This window comes from Candidatus Harpocratesius sp. (assembly GCF_054039255.1).
This window is the reverse complement of the sequence record NZ_JBPLBG010000047.1, coordinates 55,791-79,746: the sequence shown is the minus strand read 5'-3', so window position 1 is coordinate 79,746 and position 23,956 is coordinate 55,791. Positions and strand designations below refer to the sequence as shown.

19 protein-coding genes are annotated in these 23,956 nt (G+C 30.6%); 11 read left to right on the top strand and 8 right to left on the bottom strand.

Annotation, left to right across the window (positions count from 1 at the left end; translation table 11 throughout):
* Positions 1 to 175 precede the first annotated feature (175 nt).
* Positions 176 to 814 (top strand): 2TM domain-containing protein, encoded by a 639-nt coding sequence (locus ACXLDF_RS11465; RefSeq protein ID WP_457558669.1) that lies wholly within the window; start codon positions 176 to 178, stop codon positions 812 to 814.
* A 29-nt stretch (positions 815 to 843) separates the two neighbouring features.
* A complete protein-coding gene (locus ACXLDF_RS11460; RefSeq protein WP_457558668.1) occupies positions 844 to 1,455 on the top strand; it encodes a PadR family transcriptional regulator in 612 nt (203 codons plus the stop codon).
* Between the two features lie 40 nt (positions 1,456 to 1,495).
* Here the strand turns inward: ACXLDF_RS11460 and ACXLDF_RS11455 are convergent, their stop codons facing one another.
* Together ACXLDF_RS11455 and ACXLDF_RS11450 are read right to left on the bottom strand one after the other, a co-directional pair.
* The gene (locus ACXLDF_RS11455; RefSeq protein WP_457558667.1) at positions 1,496 to 1,912 is read right to left on the bottom strand and encodes a secondary thiamine-phosphate synthase enzyme YjbQ; all 417 of its coding nucleotides are present in this window, start codon (positions 1,910 to 1,912) and stop codon (positions 1,496 to 1,498) included.
* A 57-nt stretch (positions 1,913 to 1,969) separates the two neighbouring features.
* Positions 1,970 to 3,109 (bottom strand): M24 family metallopeptidase, encoded by a 1,140-nt coding sequence (locus ACXLDF_RS11450; RefSeq protein WP_457558666.1) that lies wholly within the window; start codon positions 3,107 to 3,109, stop codon positions 1,970 to 1,972.
* A gap of 118 nt (positions 3,110 to 3,227) precedes the next feature.
* Here ACXLDF_RS11450 and ACXLDF_RS11445 point away from each other — a divergent pair, with 118 nt between their 5' ends.
* The 3 genes from ACXLDF_RS11445 (at position 3,228) to ACXLDF_RS11435 (ending at position 8,082) form a co-directional block, all read left to right on the top strand.
* Entirely contained in the window at positions 3,228 to 4,916 is a 1,689-nt protein-coding gene (locus ACXLDF_RS11445) for a GNAT family N-acetyltransferase (RefSeq protein WP_457558665.1), read from the top strand.
* 65 nt (positions 4,917 to 4,981) lie between these two features.
* Entirely contained in the window at positions 4,982 to 6,280 is a 1,299-nt protein-coding gene (locus tag ACXLDF_RS11440; protein WP_457558664.1) for a hypothetical protein, read from the top strand.
* A 41-nt stretch (positions 6,281 to 6,321) separates the two neighbouring features.
* Positions 6,322 to 8,082, top strand: a complete 1,761-nt coding sequence (locus ACXLDF_RS11435) for a hypothetical protein (protein ID WP_457558663.1) — start codon at positions 6,322 to 6,324, stop codon at positions 8,080 to 8,082.
* A gap of 56 nt (positions 8,083 to 8,138) precedes the next feature.
* Here ACXLDF_RS11435 and ACXLDF_RS11430 read toward each other — a convergent pair whose 3' ends face one another.
* Together ACXLDF_RS11430 and ACXLDF_RS11425 are read right to left on the bottom strand one after the other, a co-directional pair.
* On the bottom strand, positions 8,139 to 9,338 hold the full coding sequence (locus ACXLDF_RS11430) for a cysteine desulfurase family protein (RefSeq protein ID WP_457558662.1): 1,200 nt from the start codon (positions 9,336 to 9,338) through the stop codon (positions 8,139 to 8,141).
* Positions 9,339 to 9,426: 88 nt separating this feature from the next.
* Entirely contained in the window at positions 9,427 to 11,610 is a 2,184-nt protein-coding gene (locus ACXLDF_RS11425; RefSeq protein ID WP_457558661.1) for an excinuclease ABC subunit UvrC, read from the bottom strand.
* A 319-nt stretch (positions 11,611 to 11,929) separates the two neighbouring features.
* Here ACXLDF_RS11425 and ACXLDF_RS11420 point away from each other — a divergent pair, with 319 nt between their 5' ends.
* A complete protein-coding gene (locus tag ACXLDF_RS11420; RefSeq protein WP_457558660.1) occupies positions 11,930 to 12,742 on the top strand; it encodes a DUF3800 domain-containing protein in 813 nt (270 codons plus the stop codon).
* Positions 12,743 to 13,260: 518 nt separating this feature from the next.
* On the opposite strand, the gene ACXLDF_RS11415 is transcribed toward ACXLDF_RS11420, so the two are convergent.
* Complete coding sequence (locus ACXLDF_RS11415) at positions 13,261 to 15,984, bottom strand: HEAT repeat domain-containing protein (protein ID WP_457558659.1); 2,724 nt, start codon at positions 15,982 to 15,984, stop codon at positions 13,261 to 13,263.
* A gap of 164 nt (positions 15,985 to 16,148) precedes the next feature.
* On the opposite strand from ACXLDF_RS11415, the gene ACXLDF_RS11410 reads away from it, so the two are divergent.
* Positions 16,149 to 16,367, top strand: coding sequence for a hypothetical protein (locus ACXLDF_RS11410; protein WP_457558658.1), 219 nt, complete (start codon positions 16,149 to 16,151; stop codon positions 16,365 to 16,367).
* Between the two features lie 16 nt (positions 16,368 to 16,383).
* Here ACXLDF_RS11410 and ACXLDF_RS11405 read toward each other — a convergent pair whose 3' ends face one another.
* Positions 16,384 to 17,124, bottom strand: a complete 741-nt coding sequence (locus tag ACXLDF_RS11405) for a HesA/MoeB/ThiF family protein (RefSeq protein WP_457558657.1) — start codon at positions 17,122 to 17,124, stop codon at positions 16,384 to 16,386.
* A 90-nt stretch (positions 17,125 to 17,214) separates the two neighbouring features.
* Between ACXLDF_RS11405 and ACXLDF_RS11400 the strand changes: the two genes are divergently transcribed.
* On the top strand, positions 17,215 to 18,774 hold the full coding sequence (locus ACXLDF_RS11400; protein WP_457558656.1) for a tRNA pseudouridine(54/55) synthase Pus10: 1,560 nt from the start codon (positions 17,215 to 17,217) through the stop codon (positions 18,772 to 18,774).
* A 48-nt stretch (positions 18,775 to 18,822) separates the two neighbouring features.
* Complete coding sequence (locus ACXLDF_RS11395) at positions 18,823 to 19,782, top strand: hypothetical protein (protein WP_457558655.1); 960 nt, start codon at positions 18,823 to 18,825, stop codon at positions 19,780 to 19,782.
* Positions 19,783 to 19,868: 86 nt separating this feature from the next.
* Here the strand turns inward: ACXLDF_RS11395 and ACXLDF_RS11390 are convergent, their stop codons facing one another.
* A complete protein-coding gene (locus ACXLDF_RS11390; RefSeq protein WP_457558654.1) occupies positions 19,869 to 20,483 on the bottom strand; it encodes a ribbon-helix-helix domain-containing protein in 615 nt (204 codons plus the stop codon).
* Between the two features lie 197 nt (positions 20,484 to 20,680).
* Between ACXLDF_RS11390 and ACXLDF_RS11385 the strand changes: the two genes are divergently transcribed.
* Together ACXLDF_RS11385 and ACXLDF_RS11380 are read left to right on the top strand one after the other, a co-directional pair.
* Positions 20,681 to 21,460: an enoyl-CoA hydratase/isomerase family protein gene (locus ACXLDF_RS11385; protein WP_457558653.1), complete on the top strand. Its 780-nt coding sequence runs from the start codon at positions 20,681 to 20,683 to the stop codon at positions 21,458 to 21,460.
* 104 nt (positions 21,461 to 21,564) lie between these two features.
* The gene (locus ACXLDF_RS11380; protein WP_457558652.1) at positions 21,565 to 22,578 is read left to right on the top strand and encodes a PP-loop family protein; all 1,014 of its coding nucleotides are present in this window, start codon (positions 21,565 to 21,567) and stop codon (positions 22,576 to 22,578) included.
* On the opposite strand, the gene ACXLDF_RS11375 is transcribed toward ACXLDF_RS11380, so the two are convergent.
* Entirely contained in the window at positions 22,560 to 23,954 is a 1,395-nt protein-coding gene (locus ACXLDF_RS11375; protein ID WP_457558651.1) for an LpxL/LpxP family acyltransferase, read from the bottom strand. The genes ACXLDF_RS11380 and ACXLDF_RS11375 overlap by 19 nt on opposite strands.
* Between the last annotated feature and the right edge of the window lie 2 nt (positions 23,955 to 23,956).

Sequence of the window (23,956 nt, the reverse complement as noted above, 5' to 3'; positions counted from 1 at the left end):
AATTTACTAAAAGTTTAATAAAACATGCCCCCTAACTTTTTTGTTGTAAGTGGTATTCATCGATAAATTTTTAATTATTTTTGAGAAAATATTTTTGTCGGATCATTAACTTGTAAACTTAAGATTTAAGCAAAAAGTTATATTTTTAAGTTCACTCTGTAAATTTGAACTTTGTATGAAAACTCCACATATTGTGAAACGATTGGTGCGGGAAATCGGCACAGAACAAATAGATGAAGATGAAAATTTACCTATAGAATACTATGAATTAAGAGAATTAGCAAAGACACGAGTACTTTTAAAATCTTCCTTAAAAACCCATTTCTTTGTTTATTTAATTGTAAATCTTTTCGTGGTTATTTTAAATATTTTAGGAAATATCCCTCCTGTGGAAAGTTTTCTCGATTTGTGGAGTCTATGGAGCGTTTTGGGATGGGGCTTGCTCTTATTGGCTCATGCAATGATTTTAGCCACTTATAATATCCCAAATTTAGAATATAGGATTTTCATCATAACATCTGTGATTAGTATATATATTGGCCTTTTTTTAATTTATCTAAATTATTATCTGAGAATAGCCAATAATGATGATGAAATTTGGTGGTATTGGCCAGATATCGCTATTTTATTATTTATAGCTGCATATGCATGGATAGTTTTTTATTCTGAAAATAAGGAGAAGTTTAATTCTCGAATCGAACGAGAAATGGAATTTTTACGAGAAAGACGAGAACAAAAAAGCGCTTCTGTTGAATCTCAAATAGATAAATCATTAACAGATAAGCAAAAAGAAACATTAAAGGCCAATAAATGATCGATATAATTAATAGGTAAATTAATAAAATGTTTTCAAAAAAAATTCGTCTACCAAAGCGAAATAAAACAATTTCAGTAGCAACAGCACTAGTTCTTATGGCAATAGATGAAATTTTGCAAGAATCGCATAGTAATGATAAAGTGGTTTATGGATATCAAATTATGTCTCATTTACGAGATAACTATAATTGGAACGTTAAATCTGGAACCGTCTATCCTATTTTAAAGAAATTACATCAAGATCTCTTTATTAAAAAAGGAGTAGGACCAGATAGTGAAAGCAAACGCCAAACAATCTTCTATTCAATTACTCGTAAGGGAGAAAAACTAGTGAATGAAATTCGATCTTTAAATGATGAAGCTCTTGAAGCTGCTTTAACCCCCGGAGAAGTATCAGATCGATCATCTGTAATGAAATTAATCAAAAATGGATTTCCATCAAGTAATTTTGCTGAAAAATATCTTGGTCCACTTCTTAGAGATTTTTGCCAAAATGTAGCAGAATTAATTGCCAAACAAGATAAAAATGGATTAAGTAATATTGAAGAAGAAATCAAAATATCTCTTTCAAAACTGGATTCAGTTAAAGAAATATTGGAAGGAGAATTAGAGAAAATTAAAACTTTAAAAAAACTCTAAAAAACTTTAATTAAATCTAAAAAATTTTAAAATTCTTCACTTAACCAATAATTTGACAGTAAATTCTTCGATTTCTTGATCTTTCATCAAATTCACAAAATACAATCTGCTGCCAAGTTCCTAATACTAATTTTCCATCAACTAATGGAATTGTTTGGCTGGGAGGAATTAAAAAACTTCGTAAATGGCTGTGTCCATTGTGATCTCCCCAAGTTTGATGATGTTTATAGTCAGGTCCTTCAGGAAGTAATTTTTGTAATAATTCAGGAACATCTGAATTAACTAAGCCTGGTTCATATTCTAAAAATGAAATTCCACCAGTAGAACCAGGCATGAAAACAGTTAAAATTCCATTACGAATAGAACATTTGTTAACTAAATTCTTAATATCATCGGTGATATTGATAATCTGATTTGGAGTTGTACTGATTTGGAATGTAAAGAGTTCTGAAACCATAATTTAGATTAAAATTTATAAAAAAAAAAGTTTCCCTCTATATTTTTACCTATTTTATTATATAGTTAATGGATCTTTCGGAATATATGTTAATTTCTCCATTCCATCTTTCTTTATTACCAAATCATCCTCTAAGCGAATACCCCACTTGCCTTCCCAATACAAACCAGGTTCATTAGTAATAACCATATTCTCCTTTTGTAAATAAGATTCAAGCATTTTAGCACGCATTCCACCTCCCACATCATGAACTTGAAATCCAAGAGAATGGCCAAGACTATGAAAATATAATTTCTCATGATCATAACCTTTCTCAGCTAAAGCTTCTCGACATTTAATTGCGGGTAAATTCATTGGAAGACCTGCCTGTATAACTTCATAAGATTTTTCTTTAGAATACTGTAATGCTTGATATGCTTGAACAAAATCTTCATTCGGTTCCCCCCCCACCCAATATGTCCACGTTATATCTGAGCACATCCGATGTGGTTTCATTCCAGAATCGATTAGAAGCACACCTTTCTCAATTTTTTTTTCTGAACCATTATGATGTGGATCAGCTGCATTTGCATTATTAGCAACAATTGCGGGAAAAGCAATTCCTCCATATTCGAGGTATTTCATTTCTAATTTACGTTTTATTTCATTTTCTGTCATTCCAATTTTTATCCAATTGGGTAAATCTTCTAAAATTTCCAAGTTTATTTTCGCAGTTTCCCTTAAATCTTGGATATCTTCAGAAGTTTTTATAGTGCGCAAATTAAAAATAATCGGCGCAGCAGAGACAAAATTTGTTTTAGGTGAGATTTCTTTAAGAGCCCGATATTCTCCTAGCGGGATATATTCCGCAAATGATGTACCTTCTCGAGATAAAACATTTTCACCAAAATCTAATGCAATTTTTGATTTAGACAATATTGGTTTTAATTTCGCTTTAATATCTTCAAAATTCGAGTATGCTTCAACTTGTGCATCCACACCCAAAATGCTAAGCTTCTTCTCCACCATCGCTTTTTCCATAGTACAAGTGAGAATTCGGTGATTTCCATCTTTACTTACAAATATATAATGACGAATGTGAACTTCAAGATCAAGCATGAACTCTGAATGAATATCGGAACCTTCTTGGCATGGAATTAACCATCCATCAATTTCAAATTTCTCTAGTAATTGCTGAGCCCGGTCAAATAAATTCATAGTTCTACTAATTTCACCTATTTTTTAAAGAATTGGGTGGGTTACACGTTTTTGAAAAAATTATATCAGTATTTAAAGTGAACATAATCTTTTAATAAAAAAACGAAAATACAAAAATATGGGAAAAAAAAGGAAAATTTTCTTTGGAATTTTAGTTATTACTTCAATTATCCTTCAAATTATCGCAATTAACCTTGTAATTCCTCGATCGAGTTCTCATGATTTAGAGTTTGATTATATTTATAAATGGAGATTAAATGGAAAAACAGGAGATTATTATGATTATAAGGAAAAAATGGATGTTAAAGGGCATTATATAGTTGATTTTGAAGGTAATATTGGAATAGTAAAGGGAGAAGTTCAATGGACATGGAAATCAATTTATCAAGGTTATACAGATATGCAAGATGAAGGACATACAACCTACAATTTCCAATTTTACTTAAATAATGGTTCATATATTGGATATACAACAGATCAAGATGAATTTCATCCAAATATGAACGTGTGGTTTTTTATTCCTGACATTTCAAATCAAGACACGCATAAAATACTCTATAATTCATATGAAAAATCAAATTCTGGAGTTTTAAACACAATTTGGATACAGTCTTTAAGCCCTCAAAAAGGAATAAAATACTCACATACAGGAACTTTCAAGAGAAATGATGATTATGGCAATATGGATGCAAAATTTACTAGTGACTATTATTTTACGAAAGATGGTTATCTTCTTGGAGAAATTTACAAAGAAACAGATTCTGGAATTAGTAATGGATGGGAGAGTACATTTGAAATAGACTCAAAAGTATTTGTAATTTCAAGTAATTACCAACGCAGTTTAAATTGGTTCAATTTTCTTATAGTGTATTGGTTGCCTTTATTGCTTGCATTTAGTTATTTTATTGTGTGGAAAAATTATATTGAATTTCGGCCCAAAAATATAATGTTACATAGAAAAAAATATATTCTACAATATGGAATCGATTTTGGATTAGAAAAGATTAATTTTATGACATTGTATGCTGATTTACTTCCAATTTTTATTTGGCGTACGTTTGCACAAAATGGAAAAGTACTCTCTTTTTCTGAAAATGATGAAATTCTTGGAATGGCATTAATTGATCCAAAAGATAAAATTGCCACTCTTTTTGGAAAAGGTCAAAAATATATGATACAAAATGCGGATATCAAATATTTTTTTTCAGGAAATTCAAGAATAAAACGCTATTTTAGAATTGAGAAATATGATATATTGAAAATTCAAGATCTTCCCTCGAAATCGTTCGATTATGATGCTTTCTTAGTAAAACCACTTTCTGAAATCTATTTCCCTGCTGTGGTAGATTTAATTACAAATGAAGATTTTGGAAAATTTCATCCAAATCTTCTGAATTGGGTACATTATGCCATGTATAATGAAATCGCTTATGTTGCTATTGGAAAAAAAACCGAAAAATGGATCAAAGATATATTAAACTCACTAGAAGAAAAAAATTTCCCCCCTCCTGAAGCTGTAGGAGAAGATGTCATCATGGGGGTGGGTTTTGCAGCACATGGTACAAAAACAGGGTGGTTATATGGATTATATGTTCATCCTGCTTTTCGAAATCATGGTATAGGAAGAACTCTAGCCTTAGCCCGATTATCTGCAATGAAAGAGATAGGAATTCAAGATGCAATTACAGAAATTGCACAATGGAATGGTCCAGCAAAAAGAATTTACGAGAAGTTTGGTGCACAAGCTATTGGAAAAATATACCTTTATGGGAAAACTAGCACAAACGTCCGAATTAGAAGGCATTGAACCTATTGTTCCAAATGAAAATTAGAATATCTAAGAAACTAAAAAATAAGGAAGAACTGTAAAAAATGCATAAAATTCGATTGAAATCCCTAAAAATACCAAAAAAATCTCCAATGCAAACACGATTTAATCAATATCAAGATTATTTGATTTCTGAAACGGATTTTCAACTGAATACATACAAAGTATCAAAGGAAAATCGGTTTATCAATCCCAATTTTAAAAATTTTAGTCATTGGATAGAATGTTACATTAGTGAAGGCATGAATCAACTGATATCATTAACACAAAAAGAAATGAATCTCCAATCACAAATCCAATTACAAAACCAATCACAAATAACTTGTAAAGTGATAAAGGATGAAAATCGAAATGCAATAATACCTACTCATTCCGTTGATATTGAAGGGCGGCGGTATTTTTTATCGATCAAAGGATGTGGCGCCTATGAAGACATGTTCTTTGGGGGTCCTCTAAATTTAAATAGTTTGCAAGCAGCTTGTCGTGATCAAAATCTAGCACCTTATTTAACAAAGTTAACAAATTTTCAAGGAATAATTATGTCCGAAAATTGGATGGGTGAAAGTCCTTATGGTGCACAAGGAGAACAAAATGGATATGATGAACTTGAGATCTCTAAATTAGCAAAACCTGTAAGTATTCTTGGTGCTTATATTTGCCCATTGATTGGGCTTATTCGAATTCCAAAAGAAATTGAAGTAATTGCGCGGAAATTTTTCTGGTACCGTACCTATCTCAAACCTTTTTATCAATCAATCAGATTAGTTCCTTCACGTATTCGCTTATATTTCGAATCAACTGAAGTAATTAAGCATCCAGATAATATCTTTACATTACTTGGGTTAAATTCAAGTGAAGACATAAGAGATTTTGAATTGAACTTTATTCGGAGCGGGATAGCCCTTCTTTCTTTATTCACACGTTCAGCAATCATCGAAAATGAATCATCCAAGATTCGAGGCTTAGTGTATCAAGATGTATGGTTGGATAAAGATGCAATCTTAGGTTTGGATGGAGTTATTCATTTTGCTGATTTAGAAGGATTAATTTTCCGTTCTGTGTCCTGTGATAATTATCCTCAATTACAACGAAAAGAGTGGCAAAAATTAGCGTTTGAATTTCTTTATGGTTTAAATAATTTAGATAGAGCGCGTAGAGATTTTGAAAAACTAAGTTTAGATTTCTCATTACAAAGGCAAGAGTTGGCAATACTGATTCAAGAGGCATTGGAACCAGATATAATAACCTCAACTTCGATTCATAATAATACACTTTACATAAAGATTAACCGGGAAATGTTTCCATCAATAGAAATCCCTTTTTTGGAAAATATTTGTTCATAACAAAAAAAAACGAAAAATAAAATAACTGGAGAATGAAAAAAATGATAGAATATCTTTCCTCTCAGCGAGGACTTGAAATCCTCGAAGCTTTGAAGTCGCATGAATTAATAGAAATAAACCAAGATGAATTGTTAAGTCTACAAGAAATGGGAATGATTCATTCTAAATCAATTGTAGATTCTGATAGCGTCCTTCAGGCAAATATAGAATTAATAAAAAGGCAGTATTCTGAAATTATTCACTCATATACAGAATTAAAACATAAATACATTCGAATTGCTAGTATGATTGATAATGTATCCTATATTCAAGAATTTTTATTTCATTTTAGATTGGGAAAAAAGTCGAAATTACTTCGAGAATTATTCTTTCTCAAACAGCGAATAGAAAGCGAAGAAGAACAACTTATCAAAACAAAGAATCATATGTTAAACTTAATTTCTGAGCGCGATGGATATAATTCTTCCTTAATTTATCAAAATAATGGATATCATATTACTCCTAAGGGTATTACACTAATCCGAGAAATTAAGCATAGACCTCGACTAAGAAATTATAGTTTTCATCAATTTAAAGAATATTTGGAGAAAATCGATAAACATTTTCAAAATCAAATTAGTGAAGTTCAAAAACATATCACAAATAGGAAATTCTCACCAGTGTTTCTCCCACATCTTGCGAATCTGCATCAATTACACTTAATTCATAAATTTGATAGATATTCAATCAATTATAATCCATATGTAGATAAAATACTCCCTGAAGAGAAAATAATTGAAGTAATGGTTCAAGAAAGTTATACAGAACCATTTTCTTTTAGTTCTAGTGTATTTTCAAGAAGATTATCTTATTCAATAAAGAAAATTATTTTTGGATCAAAAAAGCCACCAATAGAATTAGATAAAGCAGTAAATCTAATTTCTTCAATTTTAATTAGATGGGCATATTTTAATTCAAAAGATGGAAGTATTCAAATATCACAAATATTAGATCATCCATTTATAGTTAAGTTCCTTGATAATTTGATATTAATCAAAAAAGCAGTTAATCGGATTAAATATGATGATGATATAAATTCTCCTTATTATGGACTTAATTTTGGAAAATATACATCACCTTACAAAAGAATGGCTTTTATTTTACTTGCTTTAGCCAAAAATCCAATTAAATTTAATTATTTTCTTCCCCGAGTAAATCATGGAATTCAAGGAGCAAAGTTTTTTGCAGCGTCACTAACATTATTACCATGGTCTGAAGAAGAAACTTGGTTGCTTTTAAAACGAGCAGAAACACATGTTTTAATGGCACAAAGCGTACAGTTTATACCAGAACTGCTGGAATATAGTATAATTCTAAATTTTAATCTTGATTTGTTATTATCACTTGAAGGATTAAAAGAAAACGAATATGAATACTGGAAATGTGTTATAATTCCCATCATTACCACTATTGATATATTTTCTTTGAGTGAAGAAATATCTGATTATGTAAGTAAAAGACCATTATCGTATATTACTAATCCTCGACCTTATTACTATTATTATGGATACTATCCACGCAGATTTTGGTATACGAGTTATTATAGACGTCATTATCATTATTATCGAAGATATCGTCGACAATATCCAAACATCCATACACAACCAACTCATCGTACTTCTATTGGCCGAAGTTCTTATTCACATCGGTTATATGGGGGAACAAGAGGAGGCCGCCGACCTGGTTCATTTGGCAGCGGAACCAGGGGAGTATCAAGGAGGGGATCGCGTTATTCTTCTCTACACCATCATACCATTGGATAAAATACTAAAATAATCCTAAAAATGGTAATTTTTTTTCTTTTCTTATTTTTCCGCATTTAAGCTTTCTTTCGCATTTCTGTAACATATTTTTCTAATAATCGCAAGAGTTCATCAACGTGTTCGATAGTTGTCCATCGCCCAAGACTGAAACGTAATGAGGCAGCAGCTTCATCTGAATTCAATCCAATACCCAATAACACCCGAGAAGGTTTAGTTTCTCCAGCATGGCATGCTGCACCAACAGAACAAGCAATTCCTGCAGCATCCAATTTAATCATTAAATCATAAGCATAAATATTTTGAAAGCAAATATTCACATTATGGGGTAACCTATTTGTTCTTGAACCATTTAACTTAGTTTCAGGTATTTCTTGCAATATGTGGTCAATTAAATAGTCTCTTAATTTAACCAAGCGAGAATATTCGAGATCAAAATCTTTTTCCGCCAATTCAATAGCTTTAGCCATTCCAACCAATCCAGGAACGTTTTCTGTGGCTGGACGCATATTAAATTCTTGAGATCCCCCATACATTAATGGACGAAGATATTTTGAGGCAGATGAAGCATTTTTCTCCATTTCATCATCGTTCTTTACATATAGAAATCCAATTCCTTTTGGACCATAAAATTTATGAGCACTTACTGAAAGTAAATCAATATTTTCGCGTTGTACATCAATTTTTACTTTTGCAAATGCTTGAACCGCATCAGTATGGAGCATAATTCCCGATTTTCTAGCAACTTGACCAATTTCTATAATCGGATTAATTGTTCCAATTTCGTTATTTGCATACATAATTGATATTAAAGCAGTATGTTCTTGTATTGCTTCTTGAACTTGCTTAGCTGAAACAGCACCTTCTTCATCTACAGGTAAGTATGTTACCTCAAAACCTTGTTTTTGCAGGAATTTTGCTGTTTCAAATACAGCAGGATGTTCTATTGATGAGATAATTAAATGCGGAATTGAATTCGGATGTTCTTCTTTATATTTAAATAGCCTACCTTGAAGTGCTAAGTTATCAGCTTCAGATCCCCCACTTGTGAAAATAATTTCTTCAGGTTTACTTTTTAGAAAGTCAGCACAAGTTTTTCGAGCCCAATGCACTCCTTCAAAAGCTTTTAGCCCAAAGGTATGAGCAGAACCGGCATTTCCGAATTTTTGCAAATAATATTCATCCATTAATTTAACAACTTCAGGATGAACAGGAGTTGTAGCATTATAATCAAAATAAACGCGATTCTTAGCATTCATATTCATGATAAATAATAAAGAGGTGATGAGTATTCAAAGCTACGATTATTATATGAAAGAACGAGAATCGATAATAAGGAAATTATTTTTAATCAGAAGTTCGATTATGTAAAATGATTTTCTTTTTTACTACTTTCTTTTTCTTTTCAATTATTTCTTCTTTTGTTCCTTTCATTTTTTCTTCTATTATTTCTTCGTTGTTTTTCTTTGAATTATCTTCAACCTTCTTATTTTTCCTTTTAGAATCAAGATCATTAAAGTAATTTAGTATATCCAACCCAATTTTTTTACCTACAACTGAAGATAATTCTTCAAGAGATGCTTTTCGAATTTCTCGAACACTTCCAAAAAAGGTAAGAAGTTTTCTCTTACGAGCTGGACCAATACCTGGAATATTATCCAATTCTGATTTTGATTGTCGCTTTTGTCTCAATTTTTGATGATATTTGTTTGCAAATCGATGAGACTCATCACGTAAATGCTGAATAATATGAAGGGCAGGTGATTCTTTTGGAAGGGTAATAATGTGGTTTGATTCTGGAAGAATGATTTTTGGAGGAGTAAATTTCTCACTTCGACCTTCAGGTTTAACTAAACCTATATGAGGGATATGCTCGATTTTAAGGCATTTAAACAATTGATGGGTCATATTTAATTGCCCCTTTCCTCCATCAACAACAACTAAATCAGGAAAATCATCTTCTTTTAGTGCTCTTCTATATCTTCTTCCCATTATCTCTCGCATTGCGGCGATATCATCAGGTTTTTTAACAGATCTGACCCTATAATGCCGATAATGAGATTTACTCGGTTTTCCTTCAATAAAACAAACCATAGAACCTGTATAATCTGAACCCTGAATATGAGCCATGTCGAAACCTTCAATAATCATTGGAGGATCTTCAAGATTGAGTAATTTTTGTAATTCAATTAATCCTTGCTGAATTCTATTTTGATCTTCTTGTTTTTGTCGTTGAGATGTTAAATATTCATCATATTCATCTTTTTGGCGTATTAATAATTCAATATTTTTTGATGCAATTCGAAATAGACCAGCAGTTTTATCTTCTTCTATTGGTTGTCTAAACAAAATCGATTTTTTCTGACTTTCAGCATGTTTCTGAATACTTAAAGTAATGGCAGAGGGAAGAGATTCTTTAAGAATTATTTCATCTGGAAAGGGAATATTGTTTCGTAAATAATGTTGTTGTATAAATTCACTCAAATATTTTTCTTTCGAGGTTAATTTATTTTCAATACTGACAATATATGGTGTTTTACTAATCAATTTTCCTTGACGAACATGAATGATAATCATTCCTGCTCTATTTTTGGAGATATTTCCAGCAACAATATCCAAATCTTTCAATTGAATGTGAGAATTAGACAAATCATGAGAAATTGGAGCATGTATTCTCTCATTTATTGGATCATTTGATGAATTATTGTTAACAGATGGTAAATCATCTTTGTTCCAGCTATATGTGAATACAGATTGATTTACAGTAAACATTTCCAAAGCTTGAAGTTGATCTCTAAGTTTTGCTGCTTCTTCATATTGTAGAACATTAGATGCGGCTTCCATTCGATTTTGAAGGATATTTGCTACAAAATCAACATCACCATTCAGCAGTTTTTCGACATTACTAATGTTTTCTGCATAAGATTTTTCTGAAATATTTCCTACACAAGGTGCAGGACATAATTTTAATTGAAAATTCACACATGGGCGAGATTTTGCATCTGGCTTAACGCTACGTTTACAAGTACAATAGGGAAAAATTTTCCTAATATAACGCAAAAGACGTTTCAAGTCCCCACTATCAACAAAGGGCCCAATATATTTATGATTTAGACCAAATCTTACAGGATTCCTAATTATTTTTATCCGTGGAAATGGTTCATTCGAAATTTGAACCCAAGGAAATGATTTATCATCCTTTAAGCTAACATTAAATTCAGGTTGATGTTTTTTAATTAATTCATTTTCAAGTAAGATCGCTTCCATTTCGTTTTCAACGATAAAAACATCCACATCAGAGATTTTACTTACTAGTCTTTGGATTTTCTGGGCATAAAATCGATCTTCAGAAGGATTTCGGGGATTCCAATATGAATTAACCCGTTTCTTTAGGGATTTTGCCTTTCCGATATATAATATTTTCCCTTTTAGATCTTTGAATAAATAACATCCCGCTTTATCTGGAAGATTCTTGCGTTTAAATTCTAAGGGAGATAGCGTAGTTAAAGGAGAAAAGGCGGGTGTATCCATAAAAATCACTTAAGATGGAATATAGATGAAATTACATATAAAAAAGTATTACCATCAATTAATTTTTAAGGTTATCAAAATAAGAAGCAATATCAGAAATTTAAGTATCTTGCAAAAATATCAAAGTTGAAAATTCATTTGAATAAAAAGATATGTGTTTGTTTTAAAAATATCAAATATATATTTTTAAAATCTTATAAAAATTGAGACTTGATCTTCAGAATATGTTAAATCTTTTATTTTGGAATTTATACTATCTATTTAAATTACCAATAATGCAATATTTTTAAATTAAAACAAAAAAAAGCAACTGATAATAATGTATTTTGCATATATTGATGAATCTGGAAAACCAGATATAAATCATCCTCAAAATGAATTTGTACTTTCTGCATTTATAATCCATGAACAAAATTGGTTTAATGTTCAAGAATCATGTAATAATCTTAAATATAAAATATGGAATATGCTTGGCAATAATGATGATCCAGCATCTGATTTTGAAGTTCATATAAAGGAGATAAATAACAATTCTAAGCATTATAAAGGGATTTCACTTCAGAAAAAAGCAAAAATTTTAAAGAAAATTTATGATACCATTTCAACCCTTGATGCAATTATAATATCCACGGTTATTCTGAAAGATCAGATAAATCCTAATCTTGATATTAATGAAATATGTTTCAAATTACTAATTGAAAAACTTCAAAATTTCATGGAAAGAATGGTACCAGATTCAAATGAATATTTACTTCTGGTTCTTGATACAGTGTCTCCAAAATTCGATAGTATTCAAAGAAAATTAGTTGAAAAATTTATCCAATATGGTGTTAAACGCCGAAAATTAAAACAAATTTCATCTATCATTGAAACACCCTTTTTTGTGTCTTCAGGTGTTCATAATGGTGTACAATTTTTAGATGCTACTGCTTTTCTTGTCAGAAGATATATTCACAAATATATAACTGAGAAATCCTCATCATATTGGGATAAAAATATAGATAATTTCTTTAAAAAAATTGCCAATTTATTTTATCGTGATGAAAACAATAGAGTATGCGAAAATGGTTTGAAAATTTATCCAATGAACTATGAATATCATAAAACATTATGGAAAGTCTTTGATCACTAAAATTCGGGAAAAATGTGAGGTGAGTTGCTATAAGGCGACATCCCTCACGTGATTGCAAATTTGCGATCACAATTACTATTAAAACATTTTTAATATTTAAATCTGCTTTTAATACATAAATATTATGTAATTTCGCTTCTGTAATCATATAGATTAAATACAATAAAGAAATTTGTTAAAAACAAAGAAAAAATTACATTTTTAAGAAAATCAAATCCAAAAAATTAGGAAATGAAATAACTAAAAGCATATCATGGATTAGGATATTCACCATTAAGAATGAACTACAAGAGAAATTTTTCCCCCCATCCAAAGCAACACTATTGCAAAAATTCTGGAAATTTATTGAATGAAATTACATCATACTGTGGAAAATGTGGATCATTAAATGAATAAATAAATAGATTTTTTGCTTTTTTTTCACAATTCAATATTTAAAAATTGAAAAGATGCAAAAAGAGAGATATTTGTAAAAAAAAAAATGAATTTTCATTCTTATACTGTTTTTTTTTTGGATTCTATTTATTGTTTTTTCCAAAAGGAGTTTCGGGAACTTTATATTCCCATTTTAACATTCCTTCTGTAAATTCTTTTTGAAGAGGATTTTCTCCCTTATTTCTTGGAAGATAGACCCCAGTCCCTCCAAATTGACCAGAATTGACATATAGTATGGGAATCTTGATTTCATCAGCCAAAGAATTCAAAAATTCATTTTCAGCATTATTCCAATACCCATTATTCAGAAACACAACAAAATTGAGATGTTTTTGTTCAGCAATAAAGGGTAAAAATTGAGAGTGCTCTTTAATATCTTGTCCAATTAAAATTAAAAATCTTCCAAATGGAGAATTGATTATTCTTAATATAGGAGGGCTTGTGGTATTAATATTCTCTCGCCATTCATCAAGATGTCGCTCAGTAGGAGGCAGAATTGTCGGAACATTCTTCTCTTGGTAAACCATATCATCTGCTAATGGTGAAATTACAAATGCACGGTTAAGAAATTTACCCTCACTTTTTGAGGCGATTGTTTCAGAACCAGTAATAATAAAGATATTGAATCTATCAGCAAATTGCTGTAATTTAGCTAAATAACTTTCAGGCATTGAAGTTTCTGGAAAAATTATGAGGTGATTTCCTTCATAAATTGCATCATCTAAATAACCAATTACTTTTGGTTTTGAACGCATTTGAATAGATTCTTTAGTAAACTGTAAAATACGATTACGACGAAATAGTTCATAATTATAATAACGTTTAATATGTCGTTCCCAAATAGTTCGATTATCTTCGATCATACTTTGCCGAGGAGATCCTTTTAGATATTGGATTAAAGCAATATTCACTGTCTTTCCAGCAAACATGGTTAAATCTGTGTCTAGGGTTACTTCATCTAAAATGAAATTGCGTTTACTTTCTTGAGTCATTTTCAAACGGCGCTGTATTATTTCATCATCTTCTTCACGAAACTTTGGCTCTAGATCTGTTGTTGTGGGAGTAACAATTAAATCTTCAATAGAATGTAAAGTGAATTCTTGATCTTCATCCATTCTTAATTCTAAGGGTTCAATTTGTAAAATAATATTACCAATAGATTGAATTTCATCCTTTAGTAATTCTATTTCATGTAAAGCAGCATCCAGGGTTAAACCTCTTTTATTAATCTGTATAAATTTTTCATTTAAGCGGTTTTGTGGTTCAGTTAATAAAGGACGGAGATCTTCTGGAAGCTTTTTCTCGAGAAGAAGAATCTTTAATCCTAAATCTTGAAAGTGTTGAATAAATTGCCCTTTATTTTTACTTTTAAAAACTTGATTGTAAACTTCTAGAACCTGCCAATAACCTTTTGAAATAAAACTTTGATTTCCAAGCATTCTTGCTGCATTATCTAGATGTTCATAGATCTCATCAAATTCCAATTTTGAAGTTGAATAATTCTTTTTCGAAATTCGTTCGAGAATAATACAACCTTTACTCGATGCAATATAAAATGGTTGTCTAAATTCCCAAGTGAGGGATTCTTTGCTGGCTTTCATGAAATATTGGCTGGCTTTAGAGTATCTTTGTTCACTTAAGGCTATTTTTGCCAAACTCTCAGCAGCAGCTGCTCTAACACTTAATTCATTATGATTTAAAAGTTTAGTCAGTGGTCGAATTGCAGGATTAAGAAAGTGAAATGGAACTGCAGATTCATTATTACCTTCAATTTTTCCAAGAGCTCTGGTAGCTGCAATTAAAATCTCAGGGTTCTTTTCCTTCTTAATAAGTGATATTATAGGTTTTGAAGCTACTTTATCTTGTAAAACCCCTAATGCATTACAAGCTTCTTCTCTAACTTGATAACTCTCATCACTTAACAATTCAATTAAAGGCTCAACAGCTGTGGGATCACCTAGTTTTCCTAAAGCATTTGCAGCAGTTTCCCTAATTTCAGGGCTTGGATCATGAAGTCGATCAATAAACTGTCTTACAGTAGCTGGATCTTTAATATCACTCAATGCAGATGCACATGCACGGCGAACATAACTATCTTCGTCGTTTAGAACATTTAAAAGGGGTTCTATTATTTCAGGACTTTTAGTTTGCCCTAAAGACAGAACTGCATACTGTCGAAAGCGAGGATTATCTGATTGAAGCAATTTGACAAGTGGTTGAATTATTCGTTTATCTTTTTGACCTAATGGTCCTAAAGTAAGAATTGCCATCTGTTTTACTGCATCATCTGTTTCTGTATCAATTAATTCAATAATTGGCTCAACTGATCTTGGATCTCCTAAATTTGATAATGCAACAAGAGAATTAACCCTAACTTGTGAATTTTCATCTTCAAGACACTCTATTAGTGGAAATAAACTATTTTTATCTTCAATTAATCCCAAAGCTAAAACTGCAGCTGCCCGAATTTCCTCATGAGGATCAGAAAGAATTTTTATTAAGGGTTTAACTGCTGATGCTGCTCTAAATTCTGAAAGAGTTTTTATTGCAGCAAGTTGGACATTAAGATCTTCATCATTAATTGCGTTTATTATGGGATTTACTATTTTATCTGCAGCTGGTTGAACACTTAGCGATAAAATGGCAGCTTCTCGAACTTTTGGGTTTTCATCTAGCAAAAGTCTCAGAAGCGGGTCAATGATGGATTCATCATCATATATCATCCCCAACCTTTTAATTGCAAGTAATTTTAATTCATTATCATCGCTTTGAAGCTGTTGTAATAAAGAAGATACCTGTTGGCTCATTGTTCTTGTTATCCATCCCGTCAAAATTCACATTTCATTCGATTATGTCACTTTATTAGCTAATATTTGGTTTAAAGGTTTCTTCTGTGCCATGCAAAAATAACATTTTTATGAAAAATAAAAAAAATTGAAAAAATTAAGTAAAATGTAAAATTAATGCAAATATGGGTATTTTTAAGGATATTAAAAGAAAATCAAAAACTCCTACTATAAGACTTTGCCCGAATTGCGAGCAACCGACTCTTGCAAGAACTGCCGTTGGACAATTCACAAATGTTGATTACTTTTCTTGTAGTAATTGCAATTATCAAGGATCTTTCTATATTGAAATTGAATTACCTCAAAAGAAAAAAGATGAAAATCAAAATTTAAAGTCAGAATAAATTAAAAAAGATTAAATTATTCTTCTTTCTGACAAAAACAATCTGGGTTTTTTCTAAATGGAATAGAACTAAATTCTCCTGCATCTAAACTAATCATCATTAAACGATCAGTTATTAGCTCTCCCATATTTAATAGCCCTTTTATAACTTCACTTGCTTCTAAAGAGCCAACAACCCCACAAGTAGGAGCCATTACAGGAATAGGTTTAGAATCTATTTTTTCAGGAGGATTACCGAACAAGCACCGATAGCAAGCAGTTTTCTTAGGAACAACTGAAAGAAGTTGACCTTCGAATCCTTGAATACCAGCAATGGTGAATGGAATATTAAATCTAATCCCCAAATCGTTTACTAAGAATTTTGTTTGAAAATTATCAGAAGCATCAACAATATAATCTACATGTTCTTTCTCAAAAATTGCGATTGCAGATTCTTCATCAAACCATTTTTCAATTATTTGTATTGATACAAAAGGATTCAAAGATTCTAAATTTTTTTTTCCAATTTCCCCTTTTGATTGATTTACTTCTTCTGTGCGATATAATATTTGCCTTCCTAAATTTGATAAAGAAAGTTCATCTTTCTCGAAAATTATTAACTTTCCAATACCTGAAGCAGTTAAATATAAAGCAAGTGGTGAACCTAAGCCACCAAGCCCAACTTGTACAACAGTTTTAGACGCAAGTAATTCTTGTTTTTCCTTTCCAATTACCAAAATTTGGCGTTGGTATCGCTCAAATAGTTCAGAAGATATCATAATATTTCTATATTTTTGAAGCAATATATAAATTCTTGAAATTAATTGAAAAACACAAAATTTTTTCCCGAATCCATACTATTTAAAATAATGGCTGAGAATCCCAAGGAATTGCATAAATTTCAAGAAAAGGAAAGTGAAGATGTTGAAGATATTTCAGAAGAAATAGAAATAATTACAACTCAATATTCACCCAAACTATTAAAGAAAACTTTTGAGGTTTTACAATCTTATAAACTATGTCACGAATGTTTAGGGCGCCAATTTTCTTATTTAGCTACAGCAACGGATAATAACACTCGAGCACAAGCAATTTTCTTAACATTGACCATGGAAGCACATGCAGCACTAAAATCAGAATCAATAGAACATCAAACATTATTATTTGAGAAAAGACCAATTGAACTACTTGAATTAATTGCTGTCCAAAGTCATTTTTTCCCAGCTTACAAAGTTTTAGCAGATTACTTCGCCAAATATAATAATCAAGAGAAATTAAGAATATTAAAAGAAAAATGGAATAATCATGTATGTGATTTTTGCCAGAATTTATTAACACAAGAAAAAATTGAAAAAATCTGTAAAGAAATCGAACAAGAAGTGTATGATTATGATTTTGATAATTTTCTAATTGGCACATATCTAAATCCTCTGATAACCAATAAGGAAGAAGATATACGGGCTCGATTTCATTTTATTAGCGGTGAATCCTTTAAAGCTAATCTTAATCGGCTAGTTGGAAAAAAAATGCAGGAGATTTTTCATAAACCGACCCAATTTAATCGTCCTGATCTTCAAATTATGATTGATCTTAGAGAATCCTTAGATCCAACATATGAATTACAGCCAAAACCTTTGTATTTAGAAAGTAAGTATAAGAAATTTGTTAGAAATCTTCCACAAACACATTGGCACTGCCCTGATTGTCGAGGAAGAGGAATTGACCGTAAAACCAAAGAAATATGCCCGACATGTCACGGTTCAGGAGATATGTATGCATCATCAATTGAAGATTTAATTGCAAGTGTAATTCTTCCTTATGCACGAGGTGAAAAAGCATTATTACATGGCGCAGGTAGAGAAGACATAGATGCTCGCTGTTTAGGCAAAGGGCGCCCTTTTATCATGGAAATAAAAGCACCTCAAAAAAGAATTCTTCCTTTGGATGAAATTCAAAAGAAAATTAATAATCAATTCTCTTCTCAGATTTATGTGGAACCTTTTACAATCTCATCGAAAAAACAAATTATTGAATACAAATCAGATTCAGAATTTTCTCAAAAAGCTTATCACGCATTGATTTTCTTGGAACAACCCATCGATAAGAAATTGTTTGATGAAAAAATGAATGAAATTCAAGAAATTATCCTAAATGAACCAATTCATCAACGAACTCCCCTTCGAGTTGTTCATCGAAGAGCAGATAAAACTCGAACTAAAAAAATATTTGAAATATCTGGAAAATGGATTGATTCCCGCCATATTTTTCTAAAAATTCGAGCACAAGGGGGAACATATATAAAAGAATTAATCTCAAGTGACAATGGTAGAACGGTTCCTTCAATTGCTCAAGTATTTAAGATCCCCATGACTTGTGTAGAACTTGATATTGTAAATGTTGATACCAAAAATGATGAATCTATTCGATAAAAAAATGGAAATTCCAAATTCGAGTTTTCAAAAAAGTTGAAAATACTTATGAATTCCCTTTCTTTCCTTGTCATTTTCATTTCAATTCTTGCAGGAATAATCTTCATATTAATTGAACATCACCATCATTATTTTCGACTTCATGATTCATTTCTGGCAAGTATTTCTATATCTTACTTTTTTTTAGTAGTTCTTCCTGAAATATCTAATGGAATTCCCGAATATCCACTTCATTTAAAAAATTTTGAATTTCTTTTTATTTTAGTTGGTTTTATTACTGAGCATCTTTCTGAAAAATATATTTTACAAACCGTTGAGAAGAAATCTCAAGATAAAATGAGAAATCTATTGAAAACGGAGGAAAATTTGAAAATAGTTTCCAATAATATCGAAATATCAATATCAAATGAAGCGATTAATGAACATCACGATGAAGATTATATTAAAGAATTAGCATTAACTGCATTAGGATTGAAAAAACAAGAAAATGCACTTATTAAAGAAATTTTAGTTGAAAAGGAACGTATAACAAAACATATTAATAAGAATTTAGATGAATTACGCTGGATCACCCAATTTATTCATCATTTTCTAATTGGATTATTGCTATTTTTCCTTTTACAGATTAATCTTATTTCAGGATTTTTGTTTTTCTTTTTTGCTAGTTTTATGGCATTAATCACAAAACGCACAAAAAAGATGCAAGTTTTTTCAGATTTGGATATTGAAATAGAATGGCATGAGATCTCCAAAAAATGGCGCTTTTTCCTCTCAAGTGCTACACTTATTGGAATATTTTGCTCGATTTTGCTAAATTTATTCTTAATGATCAATTTAGAAACAATTTTTCTATTTTATTCGTTTGTAAGTGGCTTTATTTTATATAAAATTATCCGCAAGGAATTACCAGAAAAAGAAAAAGGAAAACCACTCTTGTTTTTGGCAGGATTTGTTATTTTTGCTCTCTTTGTGCTTGTATTTAACTATATCGAGCATAAGCTGTTATAAAAGAATAAAATTGTATTGTATAGAGTATATTCTTTTTGTTAACATTTTTATGGGAAATAAAGGTAAAAAAAATTTATTCACCTTTACTACACAATTGGATCTATCTGTAAATTGATTGAATTATTTGTAACTTCTATATTCTTCATTTTGTAGCTTTTAGGATCAATATATTTCTTCAAAAGAAATTTAATAAATATAGAGAAATTACGTCCTAAATTATGAGTTCCAGAAAAATAGCATGTTAATTCTTTCCACTCAAAATGTATCTCTGTGAACCAATTCATACCGTGAGCGGAAAAAACTTGTGAACTTAAATGGTTTAAAAGAAAAGATAACCAATCTTTTTTAAAATTTATTTGGTTTTCCTGCTCAGGATCTAATTTGAACTTATCTTTCCAAAATTCTCCAAAAATTAACGCATTTCTATAAGATAATTCTGCTAATTCATCCAATTCTGTCTCGTTCAAATTCTCAATGGCAAGTTTAAAAATGTTTTGACTAATAATCATTTTTGGATTCCGAACAGATGATTGTTCTTCAAATAGATTTAAATAATTATGAATCGCATTTCGTGTTAATTGGGATTTTGAAATATTGTATTTTTGACTGAAATCTTCAATTTGATTGATGGTTTCTGAATCAAAACGTACACCTATTATCCGTTCCTTATTTTTTTTTTCTATATCGTTCAATTTTTTCAAATTCCTTTGCTATGATTAAGTGCGAATAAGTTTTTAGTTACCCATTTTTTTTTTTTAATTTAAGTGATTCGAAATGTTAAATATTTCTTAAAGTAAAGAAATGTATTAAAATATTAAAGTAAGTATTTTAAATTTAAATATTTTTCTGAATTTTTGCAATACAACATTTAAAAATCGTGTTAACCAAGATTTCTATCATGGAGTTAAAAAATCTTCTTTTTACATATGAAAATTATATTGCAGTGATTAAATTTAATCGCCCAAATGTATTAAACGCAATTAATATTCAAACTATGCATGAATTAGGAGAAGTAATTGATGCATGTGCAGCGAATCCAGAAATCAGAGTGATTATTATCACAGGGGAAGGAAAGGCTTTTGCCGCGGGTGCAGACATTTCTGAACTTCAAAAATTTGGTCCAGAAAAAGCTAGAGAACTTTCAAAATATGGAATTGAAGTATATCGAAAAATAGAACTTCTTAATAAGGTAGTTATTGCCGCTGTGAATGGATTTGCTCTTGGTGGAGGTTGTGAACTTGCAATGGCTTGTGATATACGAATAGCAAGCGAAAAGGCAAAATTTGGTCAACCAGAAACAAAACTGGGAATAATTCCTGGATATGGAGGCACTCAAAGGTTAACACGGTTAATCGGTAGAGGAAGATCGAAACTATTAACTTTTACAGGAGATATGATTGATGCAAAAACGGCTGAGCGATATGGTTTGGTGGATGAAGTCGTTGCTCCAGAAAAGTTACTTGAAAAAGCAAAAGAACTTGCAAAAAAGATTGCTGATCTTTCCCCAATTTCAATTCGATGTGCAAAGAATGCAATTAATACAGGTATTGAAAGTGGAATTGAAGCGGGTTTGGCTCTTGAAAATGAGCTTTTTGCATATTGTTTTGGCACTGATGATGCAAAAGAAGGAATCCAAGCTTTTCTGGAGAAACGAAAGCCAACTTTCACTGGAAAATAGGATCTTTAAAAATACAGATTATCTTAACTTTTTTTTGTTCCTTTACAATAATTAATTTTTAAAATCAGAATTTTTAAGGAATCTGGAAGATTATTATCGCTTATATGCCGCAATGTAAATTCTTTCGCGAGTGCAGATCAAATGCAGTAATTCAGATTCCTCATACTAAAATGGCTCTATGTAAAGATCATTTTCTCCGCTATATCGAAAACCGAGTTAAAAGAAATATTGAAGATAACCATTTAATTGATTTTCAAAATCCAAAAGAAAAAATATTAGTTGCAATTAGTGGAGGAAAGGATTCACAAACCCTTTTGACTGTTTTGAATAAAGCTTTAAAAAATAGAGTCCCTCTTGAAGCATTATATATTGAAGTTGGAATCACCCCACGAAATTATTCTTACGATTCTGCAAATATTGCGCGAAGTTTATGTGAAAAATTAAAAATTCCTTTTCATATTCTTAGCGTGAAAGAACATTTAGGATTTACCATTGACGACATTCATCATTTAGGAAATTACATAAAAAATGGAAAATATAACCGCAAAAAGAATAATTATCGAGGAGAATGTTCATACTGCGGTTTGTTAAAGCGGTATTATATTAATTATTTCGCGGTAAAGCATAATTTTACAAAAGTTGCCACAGGACATAATTTGACGGATGAAGCTTCACAATTATTATCCAATTTTTTTAGTATTGATATAGAATTAATGAGCCGAGCAGGACCCATTACTTTACGAGATGTTGAAGGACTTATTCCACGAATTAAACCATTGTATTATATTTATGAGACAGAACTAATTATGTATGCTTATTTCGCCAAGGTTGAGCATCTTCCTACAGAATGTGAATATGCTACCGATTCTCCTGTTATCAGTGTTAAGAAATCTCTCGAAAAAATAGAGAGTTTTCGTAGGGGTTCTATGATGAATATGGTAAGAGATTTTCAGAAAAATCTCAAACCAATCTTAGCAGAAACCATAATAGAGGATCATCAAATCGTCAAGAAATGTAGCCAATGTGGGATGACGACATATTTAGATATGTGTTCATTTTGTACTACAACAAATAGATTAAAAGAACAGATGAAGCAATTTCATATATTAGAAGAATAAAATTTTAGAATAAGAATTTGCCATTGATCATCAATTTGTGTTTTTAATTCGATTTCTCCGCATTTTTTAGTAATTGAAATTAACTCTTGCATAAGAATTCGGAATTCGTCAAAAGAGTTCATCCAAGAAAGATTAATTGTTTTTGGGTAACAATCCAAATTCGCTAAATTCTTTCTATATTTTTTTATTGTATTTTGAAGTATATCTAATTTTTCAAAGATAAGTTCATCATTTCGATTTGGTTCATAACTATTTTTAATAATTGATTTCATTTTTTCCAAAATAAGTTCAGAATTTTGATAACCATTAAGATATTGAGGAAGTATTAATTCATCAGCTAAACGAGCAGTTGCAAGATCTGTAATTTCTTCCCATGCATGAGCGTATTTAATAATTGTGGGATAAAGAATTCGATTGATTTCCATTGAAAGTTTCCCGTGAATGATTTTTTTGGGTTTATCCTGTAATTCTGCAGCTATTTTCATTAAGTTCTGATTTTCACAGAAAATTAATCGAGAATAATGAATATAACGATCTGGTTGATTTATACAGGGTAAAATCGATGCACCCGTTCTTAAATATAAGCTCACGCAACTTTGGGGTGTATGTAGAAGATAGGGGTATTTGTCAAAATAAAATGGTACTCGTAGTTGCTTTTTCGTTCCGAAATCAAAATATAAAACAACAATATGATTTTTTCGTAGGTGACGTTCTAGATGATATGATATTTTTGCAAATGAAGTACTGGCATAAAGGTAAACATGATCATAGCCAATTCGGTTTGTATATTGATATGTAATCAAATGGGGTGTATAAATAACGGTGGCAACAGGAATTTTTTGAGGTAATTTCATAATTGCATAGACAGAATGAACCAGTTGTCCAAGGTGAGTCGTTGGAATTATCACTCCTTTTCCCTTTTCCAACTCACGGAATAGTAAATCAAGATTTCTAAATGAAATGAAGTATTTCAAAGACAAGTCGATATTTTTCGGCAGTCCATTCATAAAATCAAAAAATAATTTCCCCATATAAGCGCAGTGTGCAAAATAAAGTTGATGAAGTTTTGATCGTGATTTTATCTTAGGATATAAAACACGAAAAGCAGATACTACCTTATTACGATTATTTTTTGAAAAATAGAGAAAAAGCTGCCCTAATGCACCCGCAATTCCTTCTCTTAGTGGGAGAGGAAAAAGATTAAAAAGAAGATATAATCGTAATCTCATCCACTGTTTTAAAAACCAAAAAACATATCCAAGTGAATCAATCCAACTAGTTCCAGCATGCACGGGAGGTGGATTTTCTTTTTCATGAATAGTATTTCTTTTTATTTCCCGCTCAAATTTCCGATCAGCATAAAAAATATGAGTCATTA